20 protein-coding genes are annotated in these 21376 nt (G+C 64.3%); 12 read left to right on the forward strand and 8 right to left on the reverse strand.

Annotated elements, in window-relative coordinates; all coding sequences use genetic code 11:
• The first annotated feature begins 55 nt into the window (after positions 1-55).
• From JQ558_RS17550 to JQ558_RS17580, 7 genes are all read left to right on the forward strand, one after another.
• A complete protein-coding gene (locus tag JQ558_RS17550) occupies positions 56-1201 on the forward strand; it encodes an isobutyryl-CoA dehydrogenase (RefSeq protein WP_212294387.1) in 1146 nt (381 codons plus the stop codon).
• Positions 1198-2274, forward strand: a complete 1077-nt coding sequence (locus tag JQ558_RS17555; protein ID WP_212294388.1) for an enoyl-CoA hydratase/isomerase family protein — start codon at positions 1198-1200, stop codon at positions 2272-2274. Before JQ558_RS17550 ends, JQ558_RS17555 begins: the two co-directional genes overlap by 4 nt.
• 33 nt (positions 2275-2307) lie before the next feature.
• Complete coding sequence (gene mmsB / locus JQ558_RS17560) at positions 2308-3195, forward strand: 3-hydroxyisobutyrate dehydrogenase (RefSeq protein WP_212294389.1); 888 nt, start codon at positions 2308-2310, stop codon at positions 3193-3195.
• A 10-nt stretch (positions 3196-3205) separates the two neighbouring features.
• Positions 3206-4939 (forward strand): AMP-binding protein, encoded by a 1734-nt coding sequence (locus JQ558_RS17565; protein ID WP_212294390.1) that lies wholly within the window; start codon positions 3206-3208, stop codon positions 4937-4939.
• Positions 4940-4942: 3 nt separating this feature from the next.
• Positions 4943-5422: a MaoC family dehydratase gene (locus tag JQ558_RS17570; protein ID WP_212207867.1), complete on the forward strand. Its 480-nt coding sequence runs from the start codon at positions 4943-4945 to the stop codon at positions 5420-5422.
• A gap of 117 nt (positions 5423-5539) precedes the next feature.
• Positions 5540-6457, forward strand: coding sequence for an SDR family NAD(P)-dependent oxidoreductase (locus tag JQ558_RS17575; RefSeq protein ID WP_212207868.1), 918 nt, complete (start codon positions 5540-5542; stop codon positions 6455-6457).
• A 2-nt stretch (positions 6458-6459) separates the two neighbouring features.
• Positions 6460-7689 (forward strand): TIGR03862 family flavoprotein, encoded by a 1230-nt coding sequence (locus JQ558_RS17580; protein ID WP_212294391.1) that lies wholly within the window; start codon positions 6460-6462, stop codon positions 7687-7689.
• Positions 7690-7761: 72 nt separating this feature from the next.
• Here JQ558_RS17580 and JQ558_RS17585 read toward each other — a convergent pair whose 3' ends face one another.
• From JQ558_RS17585 to JQ558_RS17595, 3 genes are all read right to left on the reverse strand, one after another.
• Positions 7762-8844: a D-TA family PLP-dependent enzyme gene (locus JQ558_RS17585; RefSeq protein WP_212207870.1), complete on the reverse strand. Its 1083-nt coding sequence runs from the start codon at positions 8842-8844 to the stop codon at positions 7762-7764.
• A 98-nt stretch (positions 8845-8942) separates the two neighbouring features.
• Positions 8943-10754, reverse strand: coding sequence for an ABC-F family ATP-binding cassette domain-containing protein (locus JQ558_RS17590; protein WP_212294392.1), 1812 nt, complete (start codon positions 10752-10754; stop codon positions 8943-8945).
• 8 nt (positions 10755-10762) lie between these two features.
• Positions 10763-11248: a YaiI/YqxD family protein gene (locus tag JQ558_RS17595; protein ID WP_212207872.1), complete on the reverse strand. Its 486-nt coding sequence runs from the start codon at positions 11246-11248 to the stop codon at positions 10763-10765.
• 175 nt (positions 11249-11423) lie between these two features.
• Between JQ558_RS17595 and JQ558_RS17600 the strand changes: the two genes are divergently transcribed.
• Entirely contained in the window at positions 11424-12224 is an 801-nt protein-coding gene (locus JQ558_RS17600) for a hypothetical protein (protein ID WP_212294393.1), read from the forward strand.
• 2 nt (positions 12225-12226) lie between these two features.
• Positions 12227-12835, forward strand: coding sequence for a 2-hydroxychromene-2-carboxylate isomerase (locus JQ558_RS17605; protein WP_212294394.1), 609 nt, complete (start codon positions 12227-12229; stop codon positions 12833-12835).
• Positions 12836-12845: 10 nt separating this feature from the next.
• Here JQ558_RS17605 and JQ558_RS17610 read toward each other — a convergent pair whose 3' ends face one another.
• Positions 12846-14234, reverse strand: coding sequence for an FAD-binding oxidoreductase (locus JQ558_RS17610; protein WP_212294395.1), 1389 nt, complete (start codon positions 14232-14234; stop codon positions 12846-12848).
• Position 14235: 1 nt separating this feature from the next.
• The gene (locus tag JQ558_RS17615; protein ID WP_212294396.1) at positions 14236-16611 is read right to left on the reverse strand and encodes a xanthine dehydrogenase family protein molybdopterin-binding subunit; all 2376 of its coding nucleotides are present in this window, start codon (positions 16609-16611) and stop codon (positions 14236-14238) included.
• A 196-nt stretch (positions 16612-16807) separates the two neighbouring features.
• On the opposite strand from JQ558_RS17615, the gene JQ558_RS17620 reads away from it, so the two are divergent.
• Together JQ558_RS17620 and JQ558_RS17625 are read left to right on the forward strand one after the other, a co-directional pair.
• Positions 16808-17848, forward strand: a complete 1041-nt coding sequence (locus JQ558_RS17620) for a Ppx/GppA phosphatase family protein (RefSeq protein WP_212207877.1) — start codon at positions 16808-16810, stop codon at positions 17846-17848.
• 114 nt (positions 17849-17962) lie between these two features.
• Positions 17963-18649, forward strand: coding sequence for an RlmE family RNA methyltransferase (locus JQ558_RS17625; protein WP_212207878.1), 687 nt, complete (start codon positions 17963-17965; stop codon positions 18647-18649).
• Between the two features lie 180 nt (positions 18650-18829).
• On the opposite strand, the gene JQ558_RS17630 is transcribed toward JQ558_RS17625, so the two are convergent.
• Together JQ558_RS17630 and JQ558_RS17635 are read right to left on the reverse strand one after the other, a co-directional pair.
• Positions 18830-18991, reverse strand: a complete 162-nt coding sequence (locus JQ558_RS17630; protein ID WP_212207879.1) for a hypothetical protein — start codon at positions 18989-18991, stop codon at positions 18830-18832.
• 30 nt (positions 18992-19021) lie between these two features.
• Positions 19022-19201: a hypothetical protein gene (locus JQ558_RS17635; RefSeq protein WP_212207880.1), complete on the reverse strand. Its 180-nt coding sequence runs from the start codon at positions 19199-19201 to the stop codon at positions 19022-19024.
• Between the two features lie 281 nt (positions 19202-19482).
• Between JQ558_RS17635 and JQ558_RS17640 the strand changes: the two genes are divergently transcribed.
• Positions 19483-19782: a hypothetical protein gene (locus JQ558_RS17640; RefSeq protein ID WP_212294397.1), complete on the forward strand. Its 300-nt coding sequence runs from the start codon at positions 19483-19485 to the stop codon at positions 19780-19782.
• 5 nt (positions 19783-19787) lie between these two features.
• Here JQ558_RS17640 and JQ558_RS17645 read toward each other — a convergent pair whose 3' ends face one another.
• A complete protein-coding gene (locus tag JQ558_RS17645) occupies positions 19788-21263 on the reverse strand; it encodes a DHA2 family efflux MFS transporter permease subunit (RefSeq protein ID WP_212207882.1) in 1476 nt (491 codons plus the stop codon).
• Between the last annotated feature and the right edge of the window lie 113 nt (positions 21264-21376).

Below are 21376 nucleotides of genomic sequence, written 5' to 3' on the forward strand. Positions count from 1 at the left end.
CGTGGATGGCCGGGACAAGCCCGGCCATGACGGTAAGAGAAACGCGGGCACCGAGATGCATTTCGCTCTCAATGAGGACCAGATTGCGGTTCGCGACATGGCGCGGGAATTTGCCGCGGAGAAAATTGCGCCGCATGCAATCCGCTGGGACGAGGAAAAGCATTTCCCCGTCGACGTGATGCGCGAGGCGGCGACGCTCGGCATCGGCGGGGTCTATATCCGCGACGATGTCGGCGGCTCGGCGCTGACACGCTTCGACGCCGCGCTGATCTTCGAGGCGCTGGCCCAGGGCTGCCCGACGGTGTCGGCGTTCATCTCGATCCACAATATGGCGTCCTGGATGATCGATGCCTATGGCAACGACACCCAGCGCCAGAAATGGCTGCCGAAGCTCTGCACCATGGAGCTCTTGGCGAGCTACTGCCTGACCGAGCCGGGCTCCGGCTCGGACGCTGCGGCGCTGCGCACCCGCGCGGTGCGCGACGGCGATCATTACGTGCTCAACGGCCAGAAACAGTTCATTTCAGGCGCCGGCAAGGGCGATCTCTATGTGGTGATGGTGCGTACCGGCGCCGATGGCCCGGGCGGCATCTCGACGCTGGTGATCGAGGGCGATACGCCCGGCCTGTCGTTCGGCGCCAATGAGCGCAAGATGGGCTGGAACGCGCAGCCGACCCGTGCGGTGATTTTCGAGAATGCGCGTGTGCCCGTTGAAAATCGCCTCGGCGACGAGGGCATCGGCTTCAAGATTGCGATGGCCGGGCTCGACGGCGGCCGCATCAACATCGCGGCGTGCTCGCTCGGCGGCGCGCAGTACGCGCTCGATAAGTCGCTTGGCTACATGAAAGAGCGAAAAGCCTTCGGCAAGCGCCTCGACGAATTTCAGGCGCTGCAGTTCCGCCTCGCCGACATGGCGACCGAACTGGAGGCGGCGCGGACCTTCGTGTGGCGCGCGGCCGCCGCACTCGACCGCAAGGATGCCGACGCGACCATGCTGTGCGCGATGGCCAAGCGTTTTGGCACCGATGTCGGCTTCGAGGTCGCCAACCAGGCGCTGCAACTGCATGGCGGCTATGGCTATCTCAGCGAATACGGCATCGAAAAGATCGTGCGAGACCTGCGCGTGCACCAGATCCTGGAAGGGACCAACGAGATCATGCGGCTGATCGTGTCGCGAAAACTGATCGAGGGCGCGCGATGACATCGGCTACCGAGGCGCCGGAGGGCGACCTGATCGCGCGGCGCGAGGGTTCTTGCGGCGTGATCCGGCTGAATCGGCCGAAGGCGATCAATGCCGTGACGCTGGAGATGTTTCGCGACGTCGACAAGGCGCTCGATCAGTTCGAGGCCGATCCCGCGGTCGCGGTGATCCTGCTGGAAGGGGCAGGCGAGCGCGGCCTCTGCGCCGGCGGCGATATCCGAGCGCTGTGGGAGAGCTCAAAGGTCGCCGGCGATCTCGGCAAGATCCTCTGGCGCGAGGAATACATCCTCAACGCCCGCATCAAGAAGTTTCCAAAGCCTTATGTCGCCTTCATGGACGGCATCGTAATGGGCGGCGGCGTCGGGTTGTCGGCCCACAGCAGCCATCGCGTGGTGACGGAGCGGACGAAACTGGCGATGCCCGAAGTCGGCCTCGGCTTTTTCCCGGATGTCGGCGGCACCTGGCTGCTCTCGCATTCGCCAGGCGAGATCGGAACCTATTTTGGCCTGACCGGCCAGACCATGAATGGCCCCGATGCGATCAATGCGCATTTTGCCGATGCGGTCGTGCCATCGGCTAAATTGCCCGCGTTGCGCGAGGCGCTGACCAAGGTCCGGCCCGGAGCAACATCAGCCGAAATCAAGACCCTTATTGATGGCTTTGCGACCGGCGAGACTGCCGGCCCCGTGGCCGCCATGCAGACAAAAATCGACAGCTGGTTCGCCCATGACCGGATGGAAGACATCGTCGCCGCCCTGCAGCAGGACCGCTCGGAACTGGCGCTTTCAACCCTGAAGACGCTCGGCGAGAAATCGCCACGCGGCATGGTGGTCACGCTGAAACTGCTTCGGCTGGCGCGGGCGTCGTCCTCGCTGGAAGAATGCCTGGTGCGGGAATATCGCGCCGCGCTGGAAGTGTTTGCCAGCGACGACTTTCGCGAAGGCGTGCGCGCCGCCGTGATCGACAAGGACCGAAGTCCAAAATGGTCGCCGCCGCGGATCGAGGACGTGACGCCTGCGATGCAGGCGCCTTACTTCGCCGAGATCGGCGCCGACGAACTCAGGTTCAACTGAAATAACAAGAACAACTCACGCGGAGGATTCGAGATGGCAAATATCGCATTCATTGGCCTCGGCAATATGGGCGGTCCGATGGCGGCCAACCTGGTCAAGGCCGGCCACAAGGTCATCGCCTTTGATCTGGTCGAGGCGTCCAAGAACCAGGCCAAGAGCGACGGCGCCACCATCGCGGACAGCGCCGCCGCCGCGGTGAAAGGTGCGGATACCGTCATCACCATGCTGCCCGCGGGCAAGCACGTGGTCTCGGTCTGGACCGACGTGGTTCCGGCGATGGCCAAGGGTGCGCTGATCATCGATTGCTCGACCATCGACGTCGAAAGCGCAAAGCAGGCGCATGCGCTGGCGGCGAAGCACGGCATGGCTTCGGTCGATGCGCCGGTGTCCGGCGGAACCGGCGGCGCCAAGGGCGCGACGCTCACCTTCATGTGCGGCGGCGAGGACAAGGCGTTTTCCGCGGCCAAGCCGGTGCTGGAGAACATGGGCAAGAAGATCGTGCATTGCGGCGGCGCCGGCGCCGGGCAGGCGGCCAAGATCTGCAACAACATGATTTTGGGTATTTCCATGATCGCGGTAGGCGAGGCCTTCGCGCTCGCCGAAAAGCTCGGCCTGTCGCATCAGGCGCTGTTCGACGTCGCCTCGACCTCATCGGGGCAATGCTGGTCGCTGACGACCTATTGCCCGGTGCCGGGCCCGGTTCCGACCTCGCCGGCCAACAACGGCTACAAGCCCGGTTTCGCCTCCAATCTGATGGTGAAGGATTTGACGCTGGCGCAGGACGCCGCCAACGCCGCGGGGGCCGCAACGCCTCTGGGCAAACATGCGCAGGAGATCTACAAGGCATTCGACGCCGCCGGCCATGGCGGGGTGGATTTTTCCGGGATTATCCAGCACGTTCGGAGTCTCGCCGGGAAATAACGGAGAGCCGATGACGAGTTTCCAGGAAGCGCGCGCCTTTCTGCTCAAGCACCGCACCGACTACGACACCGCGGTAAAGGGGTTCCGCTGGCCGGACCCTGTTCCGTTCAACTGGGCGCTGGACTGGTTCGACGCCGAACTGGCCCGTAACGTCGACACCAAGGACCGTGCGGCGCTGTGGATCGTCGATGCCGGCAGCGATAAGGAGATGAAGCTTTCCTTTGCCGCGCTGTCGCGCCGTTCCAACCAGGTCGCCAATTTTTTGCGCGCGCAAGGTTTGAAGCGCGGCGATCATCTGCTGCTGCTGCTCGGCAATGTCGTGCCGCTGTGGGAGACCATGCTGGCGGCGATGAAGCTCGGCGTCGTCGTGATCCCCGCAACCACGCTGCTGACGCCCGACGAACTGCGCGACCGGCTCGACCGCGGCCGCGCCAAGGTCGTGGTGGCCTCGCAGGATCAGGTCGCGAAATTCGCGAGCCTTGGTGCCGAGGGCCTGGTGCGCATCGTGGTCGGTGCGACCGCGAAGCACGACGGCTGGTTGCCGTTCGAAGAGTCCGCCAGCGCGTCCGAGACGTTTGCAACCGACGGCCCGACCAACGCCGACGATCCGCTGCTGCTCTATTTCACCTCGGGTACCACGGCAAAACCAAAGCTGGTGCGGCACAGCCAGCGCAGCTATCCCGTCGGCGCGTTGTCGACGATGTTCTGGCTCGGGCTGCAGCCGGGCGATGTGCACCTCAACATTTCCTCGCCGGGCTGGGCCAAGCACGCCTGGAGCTGTCTGTTCGCGCCATGGAACGCCGGCGCCACCGTGTTCGTGGTCAACCAGCCGCGCTTCGATGCCAAGTCATTGCTCGCCACCATCGGCCGCTGCGGCGTGACGACCTTGTGCGCGCCGCCGACGGTGTGGCGGCTGTTCATCCAGGAGAAGCTCGCGGACTTCAAGGTGAGCTTGCGCGAGGTCTGCGGCGCCGGCGAGCCGCTCAATCCCGAAGTCATCGATCAGGTGCAGAACGCCTGGGGCCTGACCATCCGCGACGGCTACGGCCAGACCGAAACCACGGCGCTCGCCGGCAATTCGCCGGGCCAGAAGGTCAAAATCGGATCGATGGGCCGTCCATTGCCCGGCTATCGCGTGCAGATCACGGACAATGACGGCCACGCCACCAAGGAGGGCGAGGTGACGCTGGTGCTCGGCGCGGACCGTCCGGCCGGCCTGATGCAGGGCTATCAAGGCGAGGACGGCAAACTGAGCGGCGCCGATGGCGATCTCTATCGCAGCGGCGACGTGGTGTTCGCCGATGACGAGGGGTATCTGACCTTCGTCGGCCGCTCCGACGACGTGTTCAAATCCTCCGACTACCGCATCAGCCCGTTCGAACTCGAAAGCGTGCTGCTGGAGCATGAATCGGTGGCGGAAGCCGCCGTCGTGCCCAGTCCCGATCCGATCAGGCTCGCAATCCCGAAGGCCTATGTGCTGCTGGTGGCCGGCGTGGAACGCTCGCCGGAAACCGCGCTGTCGATCTTCAACCATCTGCACACGCGCCTTGCGCCGTTCAAGCGCATCCGCCGCATTGAGCTGGTAACCGAATTGCCGAAGACGATTTCGGGAAAAATCCGCCGCGTGCAGTTGCGGCGGCTGGAACATGACGACAACCGCAGCGATGCGCTGCGCGGGACGGAATTCCGCGAAGAACAGTTTCCAGAGCTGCAGAAGGTGCGGACCGCCGGATTGGAGACCTGAGTAATGAATGAAGTCTGGAAGAAGCCGCCGGTGTCGTTCGAAGCCTATCAGGCCATGGTGGGCAAGGAAATCGGCGTCTCGTCCTGGCATCTGGTCGATCAGGCCAGGATCGACGTCTATGCCGACGTGATCGAGGACCACCAGTTCATCCATGTCGATCCCGAGCGCGCCAAGAAGGAGACCGCTTACGGCACAACCGTGGCGCACGGCTTTCTGACGATGTCGCTGCTGTCGATCATGTCCTATGAGGTGATGCCGGTCATCGAAGGCACCACGATGGGTGTGAATTACGGGTTCGACCGGCTGCGCTTCATGTCGCCGGTGCGCGCGGGCTCCCGCGTCCGCGGCCGTTTCACGCTGCTGGAGGCCACGCTGCGCAAGCCGAAGGAACTGCAGTCGCGCACCAATGTCACCGTCGAGATCGAGGGTGAAGCAAAGCCCGCTTTGGTCGCCAACTGGCTCGGCTTGATCTATTTCGCTTAGTAACTCCGTCGTCATGGCCGGGCTTGTCCCGGCCATCCACGTCTTGCTATGCAGCACCGAACAAGACGTGGATGCCCGGCACAAGGCCGGGCATGACGAGAACCAGGAATCTTACGCATGACAATCAGGTTTGACGGACGCGTCGCAATCGTCACCGGCGCGGGCAATGGTCTGGGACGGGCGCATGCGCTGGGGCTGGCCAGCCGCGGCGCCAAGGTGGTCGTCAATGATTTCGGCGGCGCGCGCGACGGCACCGGCGGCTCGCTGACGCCCGCCGAGACCGTGGTCGAGGAAATCCGCAAAGCCGGTGGCACGGCGATGGCCGACGGCGCCGACGTCTCGAAGTTCGGACAAGTCACCGCGATGGTCGAGCGGGCCACGAAGGAGTGGGGCAGCGTCGATCTGTTGTGCGCCAACGCCGGCATCCTGCGCGACAAGTCGTTCGCAAAAATGGACATCGCCGACTTTGCCAAGGTGCTCGATGTCCATCTCGTCGGTACATTTTACTGCTGCAAGGCAGTGTGGGATGGCATGCGCGAGCGCAACTATGGGCGCATCGTGCTGACGACCTCTTCATCCGGCCTGTTCGGCAATTTCGGCCAGGCCAATTACGGCGCCGCCAAAGCCGGCATGGTCGGCCTGATGAACGTGCTGGCCGAGGAAGGCCGCAAGAACAACATCCGCGTCAATACGATTTCGCCGACCGCGGCGACGCGCATGACGGAAGAACTGCTGCCGCCGCAGGCGCTGGCGCTGATGCGCCCCGAGGCGATTACGCCCGCGGTGGAATTTTTGCTGAGCGAGGACGCGCCGACCCGCACCATCATGGGCGCGGGTGCCGGCTCGTTTGCGGTGATCAAGGTCGTGGAAACCGAAGGCATCAACCTGCCGCAAGCCGAGTGGACGCCGGACGCCATCGCGGCGAACTTTGCCGCGATCGGCGATATGTCCACGGCGAAGGCGCTGCAGGGCGCGTTCGAGCAGACGCAGAAATATGTCGGGCAGGCGGCCGCGAAGGCGGGGATCAAGCTCTGACGATGGCTATCGCCGTCATCGGCGCCGGACCTGCCGGGCTGATGGCGGCCGAAGTGCTGGCGCAGGGCGGCGCTGCGGTCACCGTCTACGACACGATGCCCTCGGCCGGGCGCAAGTTGCTGATGGCCGGCCGGGGTGGGCTCAATCTGACGCACAGCGAGCCGCTGGCCGCCTTCGTTGCGCGCTACGCCGAAGCAATGCCGAACCTGAAGGCGGCCATCGACGTCTTTCCGCCACAGGCGCTGCGCGACTGGAGCGAGGCGCAGGGGCAGCCGACTTTCGTCGGCTCCAGCGGCCGGGTTTTCCCGCAAGCATTCAAGGCGTCACCGTTGCTGCGGGCATGGCTGCGGAGGCTGGACTTGCAGGGCGTGCAGTTCGCGCTGCGCCATCGCTGGACCGGTTGGAGCGAAGACGGCCGCCTCCAGTTCCAGACACCGGACGGACCACGCGACATCGAAGCGAGCGCGACCGTACTGGCACTTGGCGGCGCAAGCTGGCCGCGGCTTGGCTCCGACGGCGTATGGGCGGAAACGCTCGCTGCCAAGGGCGTCAACATATCCCCGCTGCGTCCGGCAAATTCCGGCTTCACCGTCGCATGGTCCGATATTTTCCGCGATCGGTTCGAAGGCCAGCCGCTCAAGGGCGTAGCGCTGACGTTTGGAACGCACAGCGTTCGCGGCGAAGCCATCGTCACCCGCACGGGTATCGAAGGTGGCGCGATCTATGCGCTGTCGGCGGAATTGCGCGAGGCGATCCTTGGCGCAGGGCAGGCGACGCTGCACGTCGCGCTGCGCCCCGATCTGGCGATCGAGGAATTGACCGCGCGGCTCTCTGCGCCAAAAGGTAAACAATCCCAGTCGAACTTCCTGCGCAAGGCCGCGCATCTTTCGCCGGTCGCGATCGGATTGCTGCAGGAGGCGGCGAAGACGTCCGGCGTATCGTTGGCTTCGCTATCGCCACCCGATCTCGCGCGACTGATCAATGCTGTGCCCGTAGAACTCAACGGCGTCGCACCGATCGCGCGCGCGATCTCGACCGCGGGCGGCATCGCCTTCGACGAACTCGATGCCGACTTCATGATCCGCCGTTTGCCGGGCGTATTCGCGGCCGGCGAAATGCTGGATTGGGAAGCGCCGACCGGCGGCTATCTGCTGCAGGCGTCGTTTGCGACGGGTGCTGCCGCGGGCAGGGGTGTGTTGAAGTGGCTCAATCGTAGGATGGGTAGAGCGTAGCGAAACCCATCACATCATGTCACGGGGATAGATGATGGGTTTCGCTCCGCTCTACCCGTCCTACGGACTGGATCACCGCAGCTTCCCCCGCGCCGCCACCGGCAGCGTCCCAAGAATCTCCTCGCCGCGGACCATCACCACTTCGTCCATCATGTTGACGACGACGCAGACATGGTTGGGCACGATGCGCACGACGTCGCCGACGTTCGGCCGCGTGTTGCTGCGGGTGAGGTCGAGGAAACCATGCTCCTCGGCAAAGCGCGCGATCTTGGCTTCGGGATGTTCGAGGATCAGGCCGTGGCCTTCGAGCCCGCCGCCGGTGTCCGACGTCAAGGTCTTGGAGCCGGCATCGAGGATGCCGCGATCCGGGCCGGCGCGGCTGACGACCGTCGAATAGATGCTGAGGGCGCAATCGTCCCAACTGGCGACGCCGGCCGCGACCTGCATGCGGTCGTTGTAGATGTAGGTGCCGGGCCGATGCTCGGTGGCGCCCTTGAGCTTGCCGACGTTCTTCATGTTCGGCGAGCCACCGGTCGAGACCATCGTGGCATCGAGGCCGTGGGCGCGGACGCCGGCCAGCGCCTCGTCAAAGAATTTTTGTGCCTCGGCCCAGCCGGTTTCGGTCGGGTACAGCATGAAGCCGGCGAATTTCAGTCCCTTGGAGCCCGCGATCTCGCGTGCCAGCGCAATGGCTTCGGCAGGCGTCTCGACGCCGGCGCGCTTGCGTCCGGTGTCGCATTCGACCACCACCGACAGCGGACGGCCTGAGGCCGCGGCGGCCTGCGGCAGGCCCGCCACCACGACGGAATTGTCGCAGGCGACCGTCATGTTGGCCTTGCCCTGCAGCGCGCCGAGCCTCGCCATCTTCTCTTCGCCGATCAGATTGTAGCTGATCAGGATGTCGTCGATCCCGGCGTCTGCCATCACTTCGGCCTCGCCGAGCTTCTGGCAAGTCACGCCCTTGGCGCCGGCCTTGATCTGCATGGTCGCGAGCAGCGGGCTCTTGTGGGTCTTGATGTGCGGCCGGTTGGCGACGCCAGCGGCATCGCAAGCCGCCTGGATGCGCGCGATGTTGCGCTCGACCCGGTCCATGTCGATCACGGCGGCGGGTGTGCCGTATTCACGGGCGATCTTGGCGGCGAGGGGTGTGGTCATGGTTTCCTCAATTGTAGGATGGGTAGAGCGCAGCGAAACCCATCAAACACTATCCACGGGGCATGATGGGTATCGCTTCGCTCCACCCATCCTACGATTCATGCCTGTTCAATCTCTTCCCGAAGCACTTCAAGCTCCAGCCACTTGTCCTCGGCTTCCTGTAAGTCCTTCTGCGCCTTTGTAAGCGCATCGGAGGCGGAATCAAACTTCTTGCGGTTCTTCTTGTAGAGATCGGTATCGTCGAGAATGCGCTGTTGCTTGGCGATCTCGGCTTGCAGCTTCGCCATGGTCTTGGGCAGCGTTTCCAGCGCGTGCTTCTCGTTGAAATTCAGGCGCCGTTTCGGTCCGGTCGAAGGCGATCCAGCGGCAACCCTCGCTTCCCGCTTCTCTTCGGCGACCTTGACCGCTTCGCGCTTCAGATCCGCGCCGCGCTGCGCCAGCATGTCGGTGTAGCCGCCGGCATATTCGATCCAGCGCCCATCGCCTTCGGGCGCGATCACCGAGGTCACGACGCGGTCGAGAAAGTCGCGGTCATGGCTGATCAGGATCACGGTGCCTTCGTAGTCGCCGAGCATTTCCTCGAGCACGTCGAGGGTTTCGAGGTCGAGATCGTTGGTTGGTTCGTCCAGCACCAGCAGGTTGGAAGCTTTTGCCAGTGAACGCGCCAGCATCAGCCGGCCGCGTTCGCCGCCGGACAATACTTCCAGCGGCGTGCGCATCTGCTCCTGCGCGAACAGAAAGTCCTTCATGTAGCTGACGACATGCTTCGGCTTGCCGCCGATCATGACATGGTCGCTGCCGCCGCCGGTCAGGGCATCGGCCAGCGTCGACTTGGGGTCGAGGCTTTCGCGGTGCTGGTCCAGCGTCGCCATTTCGATGTTGGCACCCAGCCGGATCGTGCCGCTGTCGGGCGGGCTGCCGCCGGTCAGCATATCAATGAGCGTGGTCTTGCCGGCGCCGTTCGGTCCGACGATGCCGATGCGGTCGCCGCGCTGCACCCGGATCGAGAACCCTTCGACGATTTTGCGGTCGCCAAACGATTTGCCGATGTTCTTGGCCTCGATCACCAGCTTGCCCGATTTGTCCGCTTCGGCGGCGGCGAGGCTGGCGTTGCCGGTCGCGCCGCGATAGGTCCGCCGCTGATCACGCAGGGCATGCAGATTGCCGAGCCGCTTGACGTTGCGCTTGCGGCGGCCGGAGACGCCGTAGCGCAGCCAATGCTCTTCATTGACGATCTTGCGGTCAAGCTTGTGCTGGTCGCGCTCTTCCTCGGCCAGCACTTCGTCGCGCCAGGCTTCGAATGCAGAGAAGCCGCGGTCGATCTGCCTAATCTGGCCGCGGTCGAGCCAGGCGGTCGAGCGCGACAGGTTCGAGAGGAAGCGGCGGTCGTGGCTGATGATGACCAGCGCACAGCGGCGGCTTTCCAGTTCGCCTTCCAGCCACTCGATGGTGGTGAGGTCGAGATGGTTGGTCGGCTCGTCCAGCAGCAAAATGTCGGGGGCGGGCGCCAGCACCCGCGCCAGCGCCGCACGGCGGGCTTCGCCGCCCGAGACATGGGCGGGATCTTCATCGCCGCTCAAGCCCAGCTGCTCGATGAGATAGCGTGCCTGATAATGGTCGTCGCCCGGATTGAGTCCGGCCTCGACATAGGCCAGCGTCGTCTTGTGCGCGCCGAAATCAGGCTCCTGCGGCAGATAGCGGATGGTGGCGCCGGGCTGCACGAAGCGGCTGCCGCTGTCGGGCTCGACTAACCCGGCGGCGATCTTCAGCAGCGTCGATTTGCCGGAGCCGTTGCGGCCGATCAGGCACACGCGCTCGGCCGTCGACACGGACAATTCCACGCCCGACAACAGCGGCGTGCCGCCAAAGGTCAGCGCGATATCTTTCAACTGGATCAGCGGCGGCGGCATCGTTCAGCTCAATTCTGGTTCGGCGCAGGCTGCGAGGCCCGCTGACGCTGGATGCGCCGGATGGTCTGGTCGAGCGCGGAGAGGAACGCCGAGCGGTCGCGCGGGGCGAACGATTTCGGTCCGCCCGTCACTTCACCCGACGAACGCAGATCGGTCATCAGATTGCGTACCGCGAGCGTCATGCCGATCGATTGTTCGGTGAACGGCTTGCCGTTCGGTGCCAGCACCTCGGCGCCGGCCTTCACGCAACGGCTCGCCAGCGGAATATCGGAGGTGATGACGATATCGCCCCTGCCGGCGCGTTCCGCAATCCAGTCGTCAGCGGCGTCCATCCCGGCGCCGGCGGCGATCCGCTCGATCAGCGGATCCTGCGGCACGCGGATGAAATTGCCCGCGACCACGCTGACGGGCAGGCCGTGCCGGCTCGCGACCTTATAGATCTCGTCCTTGACCGGGCAGGCGTCGGCGTCGACATAGATGCGGGTAGGATTCAAGTCGGGCACTTCAGTCGGTTTATCGGGGTTGGATTCGGTCTCGTCGTCTCGTCCGCGCGTGGTACTCCATGGGGCGGAAAAAGGCGAGGAAAACAGGCCGGGGAACACGCTTGCCACGACACTTTCTTTGCGTACGATAACGCCCGGAAACAACAAGAAAATAGAGGAAACGGGCATGACAAGCCGCATTGGGCCGTATCGCGTCTCGGCCTACAACACTTCCAAGCATTCCGAGAACAAGATGCACGATGACACGGTGGCGAAGCGCTATGGTTTTAGCGGCGGTCTGGTGCCCGGTGTCGATGTCATGGCTTACATGATGCACCTGCCGGTCGCAAAATGGGGCCGTGCCTTTCTCGAGCGTGGCCTGATCGAGGCGCGCTTCGTCAAGCCGGTCTATGACGGCGAGCAGGCCGATGTCATGGGCGAAGAAAGCAACGGCGTGCTCGAGCTCCAGGTCGAGAGCCGGGGAGATCTTTGTGCCACCGGCACCGCGTCGTTGCCGGCGGCGGCGCCAGCATTCTCCCTTACCGACTTTGTCGAGGTCGCAGCCGCAGGCGAGCGCAAGCCGGTCGATACGTCGTCCTATGCTCTTGGTAAATGGCTCGGCGCGGCGCCGCGCACCTGGGCGACGGACGCGGCAAAACAATATCTGGCGGATATTCGCGAAACCGAAGCGATCTACGCGCAGGAAGGACTCGGCCACCCCGGCCTGCTGCCGCGGGTGATGAACATGGTGCTGGTCGACAACGCCATCATGGGCCCATGGATTCATGTCGGCACAAGGATGCAGCTCCTGTCCGCGGCCCGCATCGGCGATGAACTGACCGCGCGCGCCAAAGTGGTCGGCAATTACGACAAGAAGGGGCACCGTTTCGTCGAACTCGACGCGCTCGTGGTTGCCAACGGCACGACGCCACTGGCGCATTGCCACCACACCGCGATCTACCAGCCGCGCGAACAGGTGGCGGCATAACCATGCCCATCACCATCGACTACTACCTCTCACTCAACTCGCCCTGGACCTACATGGGCAGCGGCCCGTTCGCCGAGATCGCGCGCCGCTATGGCGCCGAGGTCAACGTCAAGCCCGCCAAGTTCGGCCCGATTTTCGAGCAGACCGGCGGGCTGCCGCTACCAAAGCGTTCCCCGCAGCGGCAGGCTTACCGGCTGATGGAACTCAGGCGCTGGCGCGAGGTGCGGGGACTTCCTCTCAATGTCGAGCCTAAATTCTTCCCCAGCGATGACGCGGCGGCGACGCGCCTCGTGATCGCAGCCAAGCTGCAGGGCAAGGACGCTCATAAATTGTCGCTGGAGCTGGCGCGCGCCATCTGGGAGCGCGAGGAATCGTTTGCGGATACCGCGGTGATGGCATCATCGGCGCAACGCGCCGGTCTCGATGCCGCCGCGCTGCGGGCCGGCGGCCCATCGGACGCCGAACTCGATGCGCTGTATGAGAAATATACGCAGGATGCCCTGAAGGCGGGCGTGTTCGGCGCGCCCAGTTACGTCTTGCCCTCGGGCGAGATCTTCTGGGGCCAGGACCGGCTGGAGCTCCTGGAGCGCGCGCTGAAGCTCGCCGCCTAACCGGCGCGCTTCACATCTCGAAGACGCGACCGGGATTGAGGATGTGATGCGGATCAAGCGCGCGCTTCAGCGTGCGCATGGTCTCGATCTCCTCCGCGGTGCGGCTGAGCTTGAGATAGGGCCGCCTGGAGATGCCGATGCCGTGCTCGGCCGAGATCGAACCGCCGAAGTCGCTGGTGAGGCCGAAGACCAGCTTCTTCATCTCCTCATGCTTGTCAGCCGGTGGCGAGTATTTTGTGTTGACGTGCAGGTTGCCGTCGCCGACATGCCCGAGCACGATGGTGTAGGCGTCCTTGTCGACCGCCTTGATCGCCTTTGTGACGGCTTCCGTGAACGGTTCCATCTGGTCGATGGCGAGGCTGATGTCGAAACCGACCGTGGGCGCGGTCGCCCGGCTGAGTTCGACGCTGGAATCGCGAACCCGCCAGATCGCGGCGGTAGAAGCACCTGAATTGGCAATGATCGCATCGAGGATAATGCCTTCACCGAGCGCCTCTTCGAGCAGACTTTCAACGTCGGCGCGGAGTCGCTCGGCATTGCTGCCCGAGGATTCCATCAGCAAATAGAAGGGATGGGTTGCCGGCAGCGGCGCGGCGACGCCTCGCACCAGCTTGGTCACAAGGCGGTAATAGCTGTTCCACATCACCTCGAAGGCGGTCAGTTCGCCGCCAAGCCGCTTGCGTGCCAAATCGAGCATCGCCCGCACCTTGTCGAAACTCGGCAGCGCGCACAGCACCACCTGCTGTTCGGCCGGCGCCGGGAAAATCCGCAATGCCGCGCGCGTCACCACGCCGAGCGTGCCTTCGGTGCCGATGAACAATTGCTTGAGGTCGGTGCCGGTGTTGTTCTTGATGTATTTGCGCACGCCCTTGAGCACGGTGCCGTCAGCAAGCACCGCTTCGAGCCCGAGCACGAGATCGCGCGTCATGCCATAGCGGATCACCCGGTTGCCGCCGGCATTGGTCGAGATGTTGCCGCCGATCGTGCAGCTGCCGCGGGCGCCGAGATCGAGCGGGTACATGAAGCCGTCCTGCGCGACGCGCTCGTGCACGCGCTGCAGCGGCACGGCGGCCTGGGCAATGACGACCCCGCCGCCGGTGTCGACCTCTTCGATCGCGTTCATGCGTTCCATCGACAGCACGATCTCGCCGGCCATCGGCATGGTGGCGCCGACGAGCCCGGTCATGCCGCCCTGGGTCGTGACCGCGACGCGCGCCCGGTGGCAGATCGCCAGGAATCGCGAGACGTCCTCGGTCGAGCGCGGCCGCATCACCGCAAGCGGCGGAGGGACGGGGATGCCGGCCATATCGGTGTAATAGCGCGCATCGATATCGGCGCCGGTCAGGACCGTTGTCGCATCGAACGCAGCGCGGAGTTCACCGATGATGGCTGGTTGCATCCTATGCCGCCTTCCTCGCCTTGGCCTCCTGGATCGCACGCCAGACGCGTTCCGATGTCAATGGCATATCGATCTGCGAAATGCCGTACTCCGACAGCGCATCGATGACAGCATTGACGATGCAGGCGAGGCTGCCGGCGCAGCCGGCTTCGCCGCAGCCCTTGGTGCCGAGCGGATTGGTTTTGGCCGGCGAGGGGTGATCGGCGGTTGCCATCAGCGGGATGTCGCCGGCGCGCGGCATCGCGTAATCCATGAACGAGCCGGTGATTGGCTGGCCGCTGGAATCGTAACTCACTTCCTCCATCAGCGCCTGGCCGATGCCCTGAGCGACGCCGCCATGCAGCTGGCCGTCGACGATCATCGGATTGACGATGGTGCCGAAGTCAGAGATCCCGGTGTAGCACACGATTTGGGTCACGCCGGTGTCGGGATCGATCTCGACTTCGGCGACGTGGCAGCCATTGGGGAAGGTCGACGGCGTGTCCTTGGTGGCGTGGTCGACGTCGAGCGTATCGGGCACGCCCTCCGGCACCTTGCCGTCGCGCAGCCGCTGCGCCAGCTCCATGATGCCGATCGAGCGGTCGGTGCCGGCGATGGTGAAGCGGCCATTGCCGAATTCGATGTCGCCCTCGCTGGCTTCCAGCAGATGCGCCGCAGCCTGCTTGCCCTTGGCGACCACGAGCGCCGCGGCTTCGACGATCGCCTGGCCGGTCGCGGTGATCGAGCGCGAGCCGCCGGTGCCGTTACCGAAACGCACGAGATCGCTGTCGCCCTGTTCGAGCGTGATCTTCTCGAAGGGAACGCCGAGCTCGGCGGACAGCACCTGGGCGAACGGCGTGGCGTGGCCCTGGCCGTAATCGAGCGTCCCCGTCGTGAGCTTCACCGAACCATCAGGCTCGAAATTGATCTTGCCGAGTTCGCCGCTCGGCGGCGCCGTGACTTCGAGGTAGGAGCCGACCGCAATGCCGCGCAGTTTTCCCTGCTTCCTGCTTTCCTTCTTGCGCTTGGCAAAATTGGCGTGGTCGGACAATTCCAGAGCTTTCGCAAACACGCCCTGGAAATCGCCGCTGTCATAGGTGACACCGGAGGCGGCGGGGAACGGCAACTGCGCCGGCTTGATGAAATTGCGCTTGCGCAAGGTGAGCCGGTTGATGCCCATTTCATCGGCGGCGCGGTCGATCAACCGCTCCATGTAGTAGTTGGCCTCGGGCCGGCCGGCGCCGCGATAGGCGCCCATCAAGGTCGTGTTGGTCAGCACCGTCTTGATGTCGACGCCGAGCAGCGGTGTACGATAGACGCTCGCAAGGTTCTTGGCGGTGTTGAGCGACAACGGGCCCGGCGCCACGCCAGTGATGTAGGCGCCGAGATTGCCGTAGCCTTTCAGGCGCACGGCGAGGAATTTACCCTCTGCGTCCAGCGCCAGTTCGCAATGCATGGTCTGCGCGCGGCCGTGGCTGTCGGACAGGAAGCTGGTCGAGCGCTCGTCGGTCCACTTCACCGGACGGCCCAGCACCTTCGAGGCATGCGCGATGCAGGTGTATTCCGGATAGTTCATGTTCTTCATGCCGAACGAGCCGCCGACATTGGCGGTCAGGATACGAACCTTGTCGTTCGGCACGTTCAGGATCTTTGCAAACGTGACCTTGTTGCCGGAAACGCCCTGCGTCGGCACCTGGATCGTGAAGCGCTCGCTGGTCTTGTCGTAGGAAGCCAGCGCCACGCGCGGCTCCATCGACACCACGGCGACGCGGGTGTTGACGACGTCAAGCTTGGTCACATGCGCGGCGCCGGCGAACGCCGCATCGATCTTGGCGGCATCGCCATAGTGATAGTCGAGCGCCGTGTTGTTGGGGATGTGATCGTAGAGCTGCGGCGCGCCGGGCCGTGCGGCTTCCTCGGCATTGGTCACCGCAGGCAGCGGCTCGATATCGAGCTCGACGGCTTCCGCCGCATCGCGCGCCTGCGCCAGCGTTTCGGCGACGACATAGGCCACGGGATCGCCGACGAAGCGCACCTTGTCGGTCGCCAATGCCATGCGGTTGGTCTGCAGCAGCGGCGAGCCGTCGCGGCTCTTCAGCGGCAGGCCGCAGGTGAAGGGGTTGTAGCCGGCGGCGACGAGGTCCTGGCCGGTCCAGACGCCGAGCACGCCCGGCATGGTCCGCGCCGCCTTGATATCGATGCCGCGGATGATTCCGTGGGCGTGGCTGGAGCGCACGATCCAGGCATAGGCCTGGCCCGGCAGGCTGAAATCGTCGGTGTATTTGCCCTTGCCGCGAACCAGCGTGTCGTCTTCCTTGCGGCGCATAGGCTGTCCGACCCCGTATTTTTGCACTGCGATAGCGTTTTCCAGCGACGACGGAGACGTATGATCTTGCATCGAAAAATACCTGAAATGCTTGGATTTCCGCGACTTTCGCGGGCTCGGAACCAAATAACGCACCGATCCCCCAGCGACAACGCCTGTTTGGGCATGGTCCTATGTGATGGGATGTTGCGCAGGCCCTTGGCGCTGCTAAAGTTTCCGTGAACGCTCATTCTTCGGCGGCAGCAAATGCCGCGGAAAGACAGTTTTGATGAACGAGGATACGCGGCTTGCCGATGGCCTTGCGGCCCGCGCAAGCCCGTCAGGGTCTGCTGTGGCAGGGGCGGAAAGCGGCGTCTACGCCGCGCTCGACCTTGGCACCAACAACTGCCGGCTCCTGATCGCCTGTCCGTCTGGCGACGGCTTCCGCGTGGTCGATTCGTTCTCGCGGATCATCCGGCTCGGCGAGGGTATCTCCTCGACCGGTTCCATCAGCGACGCGGCGATCGATCGTGCGATTGCGGCCTTGAGTATCTGCAGCGACAAGATCCGCTACCGCAAGGCCCGGCGCCTGCGGCTGATCGCAACCGAAGCCTGCCGCGCCGCCGCCAATGCCGAGAGTTTTCGCGAGAGGGTGGCAAAAGACACCGGCATCCGGCTCGAGGTGATCGACCGCGAGACCGAGGCGACGCTCGCGGTGATCGGCTGCTCGCCGCTGCTCGATCCCAAGGGACGGGGTGCCATCCTGTTCGATATCGGCGGCGGATCGACCGAACTGGTCCGGATCGAGCGCGATCCAGGGGAAGAAAACGCCGTCCCGCGGATCAAGGCCTGGATGTCGATCCCACTCGGCGTCGTCACCATCGCCGAGCATTTCGGTGGCAAGGACGTCACGGCCGAATCCTATGCACGGATGGTCGCCGAGGTCGCGCAATATGTGGCGCCCTTCGCCGCCGAGCACGGCGGTGATCTGCGGGACATGCATCTGCTCGGCACGTCGGGCACCGTGACGACGCTGGCCGGCGTGTTTCTCAATCTGCAGCGCTACGACCGGCGCCGCATCGACGGCATCTGGATGAACAATTCCGACGTCACCTCGGTGATCCAGCGGCTGCTCGGCATGAGCTATCAGGAGCGCGCCAATAATAATTGCATCAGCGTCGAGCGCGCCGATCTGGTGCTGGCCGGTTGCGCCATTCTCGACGCGATCCGCGACGCGTTCCCGCTGCCGCGGCTGCGCGTCGCCGACCGCGGCCTGCGCGAGGGCATGCTGGTCGAAATGATGCGGGAGGACGGCGCGCTGCGAGCATGATCCGGAAAAGTGGGCACCGGTTTTCCGAAAAGATCATGCTCAAGAAACCGAGGTCGTGCTAAGGCGCGGCAGCGTGTGCTAGATCACATCCGGCTCCTCGAGGCGAATACCGATATGGCGAAAGACACCACCGGCCGGTTGCACGTCACGGTCAAGTCGGGTGGCAAGCGCAAGCTGTCATCGAAGCTCTGGCTGGAACGGCAGCTCAACGATCCCTATGTGGCGCAGGCCAAAAAGGACGGATGGCGCTCGCGCGCGGCCTACAAGCTGATCGAGATCGATGACAAGCACCGCTTCCTCAAGCAAGGCATCTCGGTGGTCGATCTCGGCGCGGCCCCCGGCGGCTGGAGCCAGGTCGCGGCCAAACGCATCGGGGCGGCCAACGGCAAAGGCAAGGTGGTCGCGATCGATCTGCTGGAAATGCCGGAAGTGCCGGGCGTCACCTTTGCGCAGCTCGATTTTCTTAGCCACGATGCGCCGGAAAAACTGCTGGCGATGATGGGCGGCCGCGCCGACGTGGTGCTGTCCGACATGGCCGCCAACACCACGGGCCATCGCAAGACCGATCAGCTCCGCATCATCGGGCTGGTCGAAACCGCGGCGGCGTTCGCCACCGAGGTGCTCAATCCCGGCGGCACCTTCGTCGCAAAGGTGTTTCAGAGCGGCGCCGAAGGCGAACTGCTGGCGCAGCTGAAGCGCGATTTTGCCACCGTCAAACACGTCAAGCCGGCCTCGAGCCGCCAGGACTCGTCCGAGCGCTACGTGCTGGCGATGGGCTTTCGCGGTGGAGCGAAGTCGTAGCCGATACGTTCCGCCGTCATTGCGAGCGAAGCGAAGCAATCCATCGCGCGGCATAACAGACAGGTGGATTGCTTCGTCGCAAGTGCTCCCGTGCGCAAACGCTTTGCGTTTGTCGCAGGCAATGACGAAAAAAGAGGCCGCCCGACTGGGCGGCCTCCTGCCGGTCTGACGCCGCGTTGATCAGAAACGGAACGGACCAAGCGGAATAAACGGAATCGGGAACGGAAACGGGTCGGTCGGAAAGGTCGGGCCGGTCCCGGTCGGAAGCCGCGGGCCGGTCTGCTTGATTGCGCCGCCGGCAACCTTGTTCAGTTCATCGAGGCTCAGTTCGTTCTTGTTCATGTCAGTCTCCTGTTGGTTTGGGATTGATCGTTAGCCGATGGTCCAGCGCGCGAAGACGTCCTTGAACGTCCAGCCGCCGTCCGGATTGATCGGGGGCTTGGGCAGCGGGCGCCCCGGAATGCAGCCATCCTTGACCCCGCCTGCCACCGCTTCCAGTGCGGCGTCGTCGAGCAGACGAACCGACTGATCTGAATTCCTAGAGTTCACCATTGTCGTCTCCCGTGTGTCCTTGAGCGAGACTATTCCCGCCATCCGTGATCACAGGGATACGGCATGGGCCGGCTCCTTGCCGTGACCGACGTCACACAGCAAACCGGGCCATCGCGATTTCAAAATGAGAGCGCCAACGCACCCCCGGGCAAAAAGAAAGCCGCCATGAGGCGGCTTTCCGTATTCCGTCGTTGCGGTGCCGTAACTACCGTCCGCCCTTAGGAAGCGCCGGCGATCCGCTGGGGGAGGTATTGATAGCGGGATTTCCTGATGGATTCCGCGTGCTGTTCGCGCCGGCGGCGGCGCTGCCGGCATCGTTGCTCAAGCCGGTGGTGGAACTGCCTGTCGTCGTGCTGTTGACCGAGGGTCCCGTAGTGGTGCCGCTTGTGGTCGATCCGCCGGTCGCCGTGCTGCCACCGCTGGAGCCGGTTCCGGTCTGTGCGATAGCCAGTGTGCTCGCAAATGTCAGTGCTGCGGCCAATCCGATAGTTCCGAGTTTCATGATGTCTTTCCTTTCCAGGTACGAAAGGAAAACGGTTGCGCCCGGATATGTTTCCGGTGCCGGGATCAACTGGGTGTGACGGATCTACCCCAGCCGCTGATCCCGCGCGTCCTCGGTGCCTTCGCTGGCGGCTTTGGTCGCGGCCTTTTCCGCGCCCTTGCGGCTGGAAATCTCGACCGCCTTGCGGCCCGAGATTTCGTGGCCGGCGTCATCGGGCATCTGCCAGAAGAACCAGCCCGACACCGCCGAGATGATCGCGACCACGATGAAGGCCGGGCCGAACATGGTTGCATCCAGTTCGGCGGCGTGGTGCCACAGCATGGTCGATTCCACCGAGAACGCGCCGACCGCGACGCCGGCCGAGGTCGCCAGCTGCTGGTTGACGCTCACAAGCGTGGTGGCGCGGCTCATCTGCGCCGGTTCGACTTCTGCATAAGCGACGGTGTTTATCGCGGTGAATTGCAGCGAGCGGAAGAAGCCGCCGACCACGAGGATGAGGAAGATCAGCGTCAGCGGCGTCGACACCGTGAACAGGGCGCAGGCGGCGAGAAACACCGAGCTGATGATGGCGTTGACCGCCATCATGTTGCGGAAGCCGAAGGTGCGGATGATGCGCGCGGCCAGCGTCTTCATGCCCATGGCGCCGACCGCGGAGGAGAACGTCACGAGGCCGGACTGGAACGGCGTCAGCCCGAAACCTTCCTGCATCAGCAGCGGCAGCAGGAACGGCAGCGCGCCGATCCCGAGCCGGAACAGGAAGCCGCCATAGATGCTGGCGCGCAGGGTCTGCAGGCGCAGCATGGAAAAATCCAGCACCGGCGATTTCGTCTTCCGCGCATGCACCACGTAAAGAGTCATCGAGATCGATCCGACGGCAATGAGGCCGCCGACGACCGTCCAGGGCAGCAGGTTGAGGCCGGCAACGGACAGACCGAAAGCGATGCCGGCAAGGCCAATGCCCGCCAGCACCAGCCCGTAGAGATCGAAGCGCTCCGGATCTTCGCTGCGGATCGGATCGATATATTTCATCGCGAGGAAGATCCCGAGCAACCCGATCGGGATGTTGATCAGGAAGATCCAGTGCCAGGAGAAATAGGTGGTGATGAAGCCGCCGAGCGGCGGCCCGATCACCGGGCCGATCAGCGCCGGCACCGTCACCCAGGTCATCGCCTGCACCAGCCCGCTCTTGTCGATCGAGCGCAGCAGCACCAGTCGCCCGACCGGCGTCATCATCGCCCCGCCGAGGCCTTGCAGGATGCGCGCGATCACGAAATGGGTCACGTTCTGCGACAATGCGCAGCCGATCGATCCCAGCATGAACACCCCGATCGCGATCGCGAACACCATCCGCGCGCCGAAGCGGTCGGCGGTCCAGCCGCTGGCGGGAATGAACACCGCGAGCGAGAGCAGGTAGGACGTGATCGCCAGTTTCAGCGTCAGCGGGCTGGTGCCGATGTCGGCCGCGATCGCCGGCAGCGACGTCGCAATGACGGTCGCGTCCATGTTCTCCATGAACAGGGCGGTGGCCACGATGAGCGGGATGATGCGCTGTTTGTTCATCGGGAATCAGGGTGCGGGGAAAGCAGGTGGGGGCGCTTTGGGCTGTATCACCCGGCTGTCGGACAAGCCATTGCGGAACCGCGCATACCACCTAAATCCTGCGTGACGCCGCC

The organism is Bradyrhizobium sp. AUGA SZCCT0160, assembly GCF_018130105.1.
Taxonomy (GTDB): Bacteria; Pseudomonadota; Alphaproteobacteria; order Rhizobiales; family Xanthobacteraceae; genus Bradyrhizobium.

What these genes read in the sequence shown, in the direction of transcription:
- JQ558_RS17620 (WP_212207877.1), top strand. Translation starts at nt 16,808, where the DNA reads ATGAACGAGGATACGCGGCTTGCCGATGGCCTTGCGGCCCGCGCAAGC.
- JQ558_RS17550 (WP_212294387.1), top strand. Translation starts at nt 56, where the DNA reads ATGCATTTCGCTCTCAATGAGGACCAGATTGCGGTTCGCGACATGGCG.
- JQ558_RS17590 (WP_212294392.1), bottom strand. Translation starts at nt 10,754, where the DNA reads ATGCCGCCGCCGCTGATCCAGTTGAAAGATATCGCGCTGACCTTTGGC.
- JQ558_RS17615 (WP_212294396.1), bottom strand. Translation starts at nt 16,611, where the DNA reads ATGCAAGATCATACGTCTCCGTCGTCGCTGGAAAACGCTATCGCAGTG.
- JQ558_RS17630 (WP_212207879.1), bottom strand. Translation starts at nt 18,991, where the DNA reads ATGAACAAGAACGAACTGAGCCTCGATGAACTGAACAAGGTTGCCGGC.
- JQ558_RS17575 (WP_212207868.1), top strand. Translation starts at nt 5,540, where the DNA reads ATGACAATCAGGTTTGACGGACGCGTCGCAATCGTCACCGGCGCGGGC.
- JQ558_RS17600 (WP_212294393.1), top strand. Translation starts at nt 11,424, where the DNA reads ATGACAAGCCGCATTGGGCCGTATCGCGTCTCGGCCTACAACACTTCC.
- JQ558_RS17565 (WP_212294390.1), top strand. Translation starts at nt 3,206, where the DNA reads ATGACGAGTTTCCAGGAAGCGCGCGCCTTTCTGCTCAAGCACCGCACC.
- JQ558_RS17605 (WP_212294394.1), top strand. Translation starts at nt 12,227, where the DNA reads ATGCCCATCACCATCGACTACTACCTCTCACTCAACTCGCCCTGGACC.
- JQ558_RS17635 (WP_212207880.1), bottom strand. Translation starts at nt 19,201, where the DNA reads ATGGTGAACTCTAGGAATTCAGATCAGTCGGTTCGTCTGCTCGACGAC.
- JQ558_RS17555 (WP_212294388.1), top strand. Translation starts at nt 1,198, where the DNA reads ATGACATCGGCTACCGAGGCGCCGGAGGGCGACCTGATCGCGCGGCGC.
- JQ558_RS17610 (WP_212294395.1), bottom strand. Translation starts at nt 14,234, where the DNA reads ATGCAACCAGCCATCATCGGTGAACTCCGCGCTGCGTTCGATGCGACA.
- JQ558_RS17625 (WP_212207878.1), top strand. Translation starts at nt 17,963, where the DNA reads ATGGCGAAAGACACCACCGGCCGGTTGCACGTCACGGTCAAGTCGGGT.
- JQ558_RS17585 (WP_212207870.1), bottom strand. Translation starts at nt 8,844, where the DNA reads ATGACCACACCCCTCGCCGCCAAGATCGCCCGTGAATACGGCACACCC.
- JQ558_RS17580 (WP_212294391.1), top strand. Translation starts at nt 6,460, where the DNA reads ATGGCTATCGCCGTCATCGGCGCCGGACCTGCCGGGCTGATGGCGGCC.
- mmsB (WP_212294389.1), top strand. Translation starts at nt 2,308, where the DNA reads ATGGCAAATATCGCATTCATTGGCCTCGGCAATATGGGCGGTCCGATG.
- JQ558_RS17570 (WP_212207867.1), top strand. Translation starts at nt 4,943, where the DNA reads ATGAATGAAGTCTGGAAGAAGCCGCCGGTGTCGTTCGAAGCCTATCAG.
- JQ558_RS17645 (WP_212207882.1), bottom strand. Translation starts at nt 21,263, where the DNA reads ATGAACAAACAGCGCATCATCCCGCTCATCGTGGCCACCGCCCTGTTC.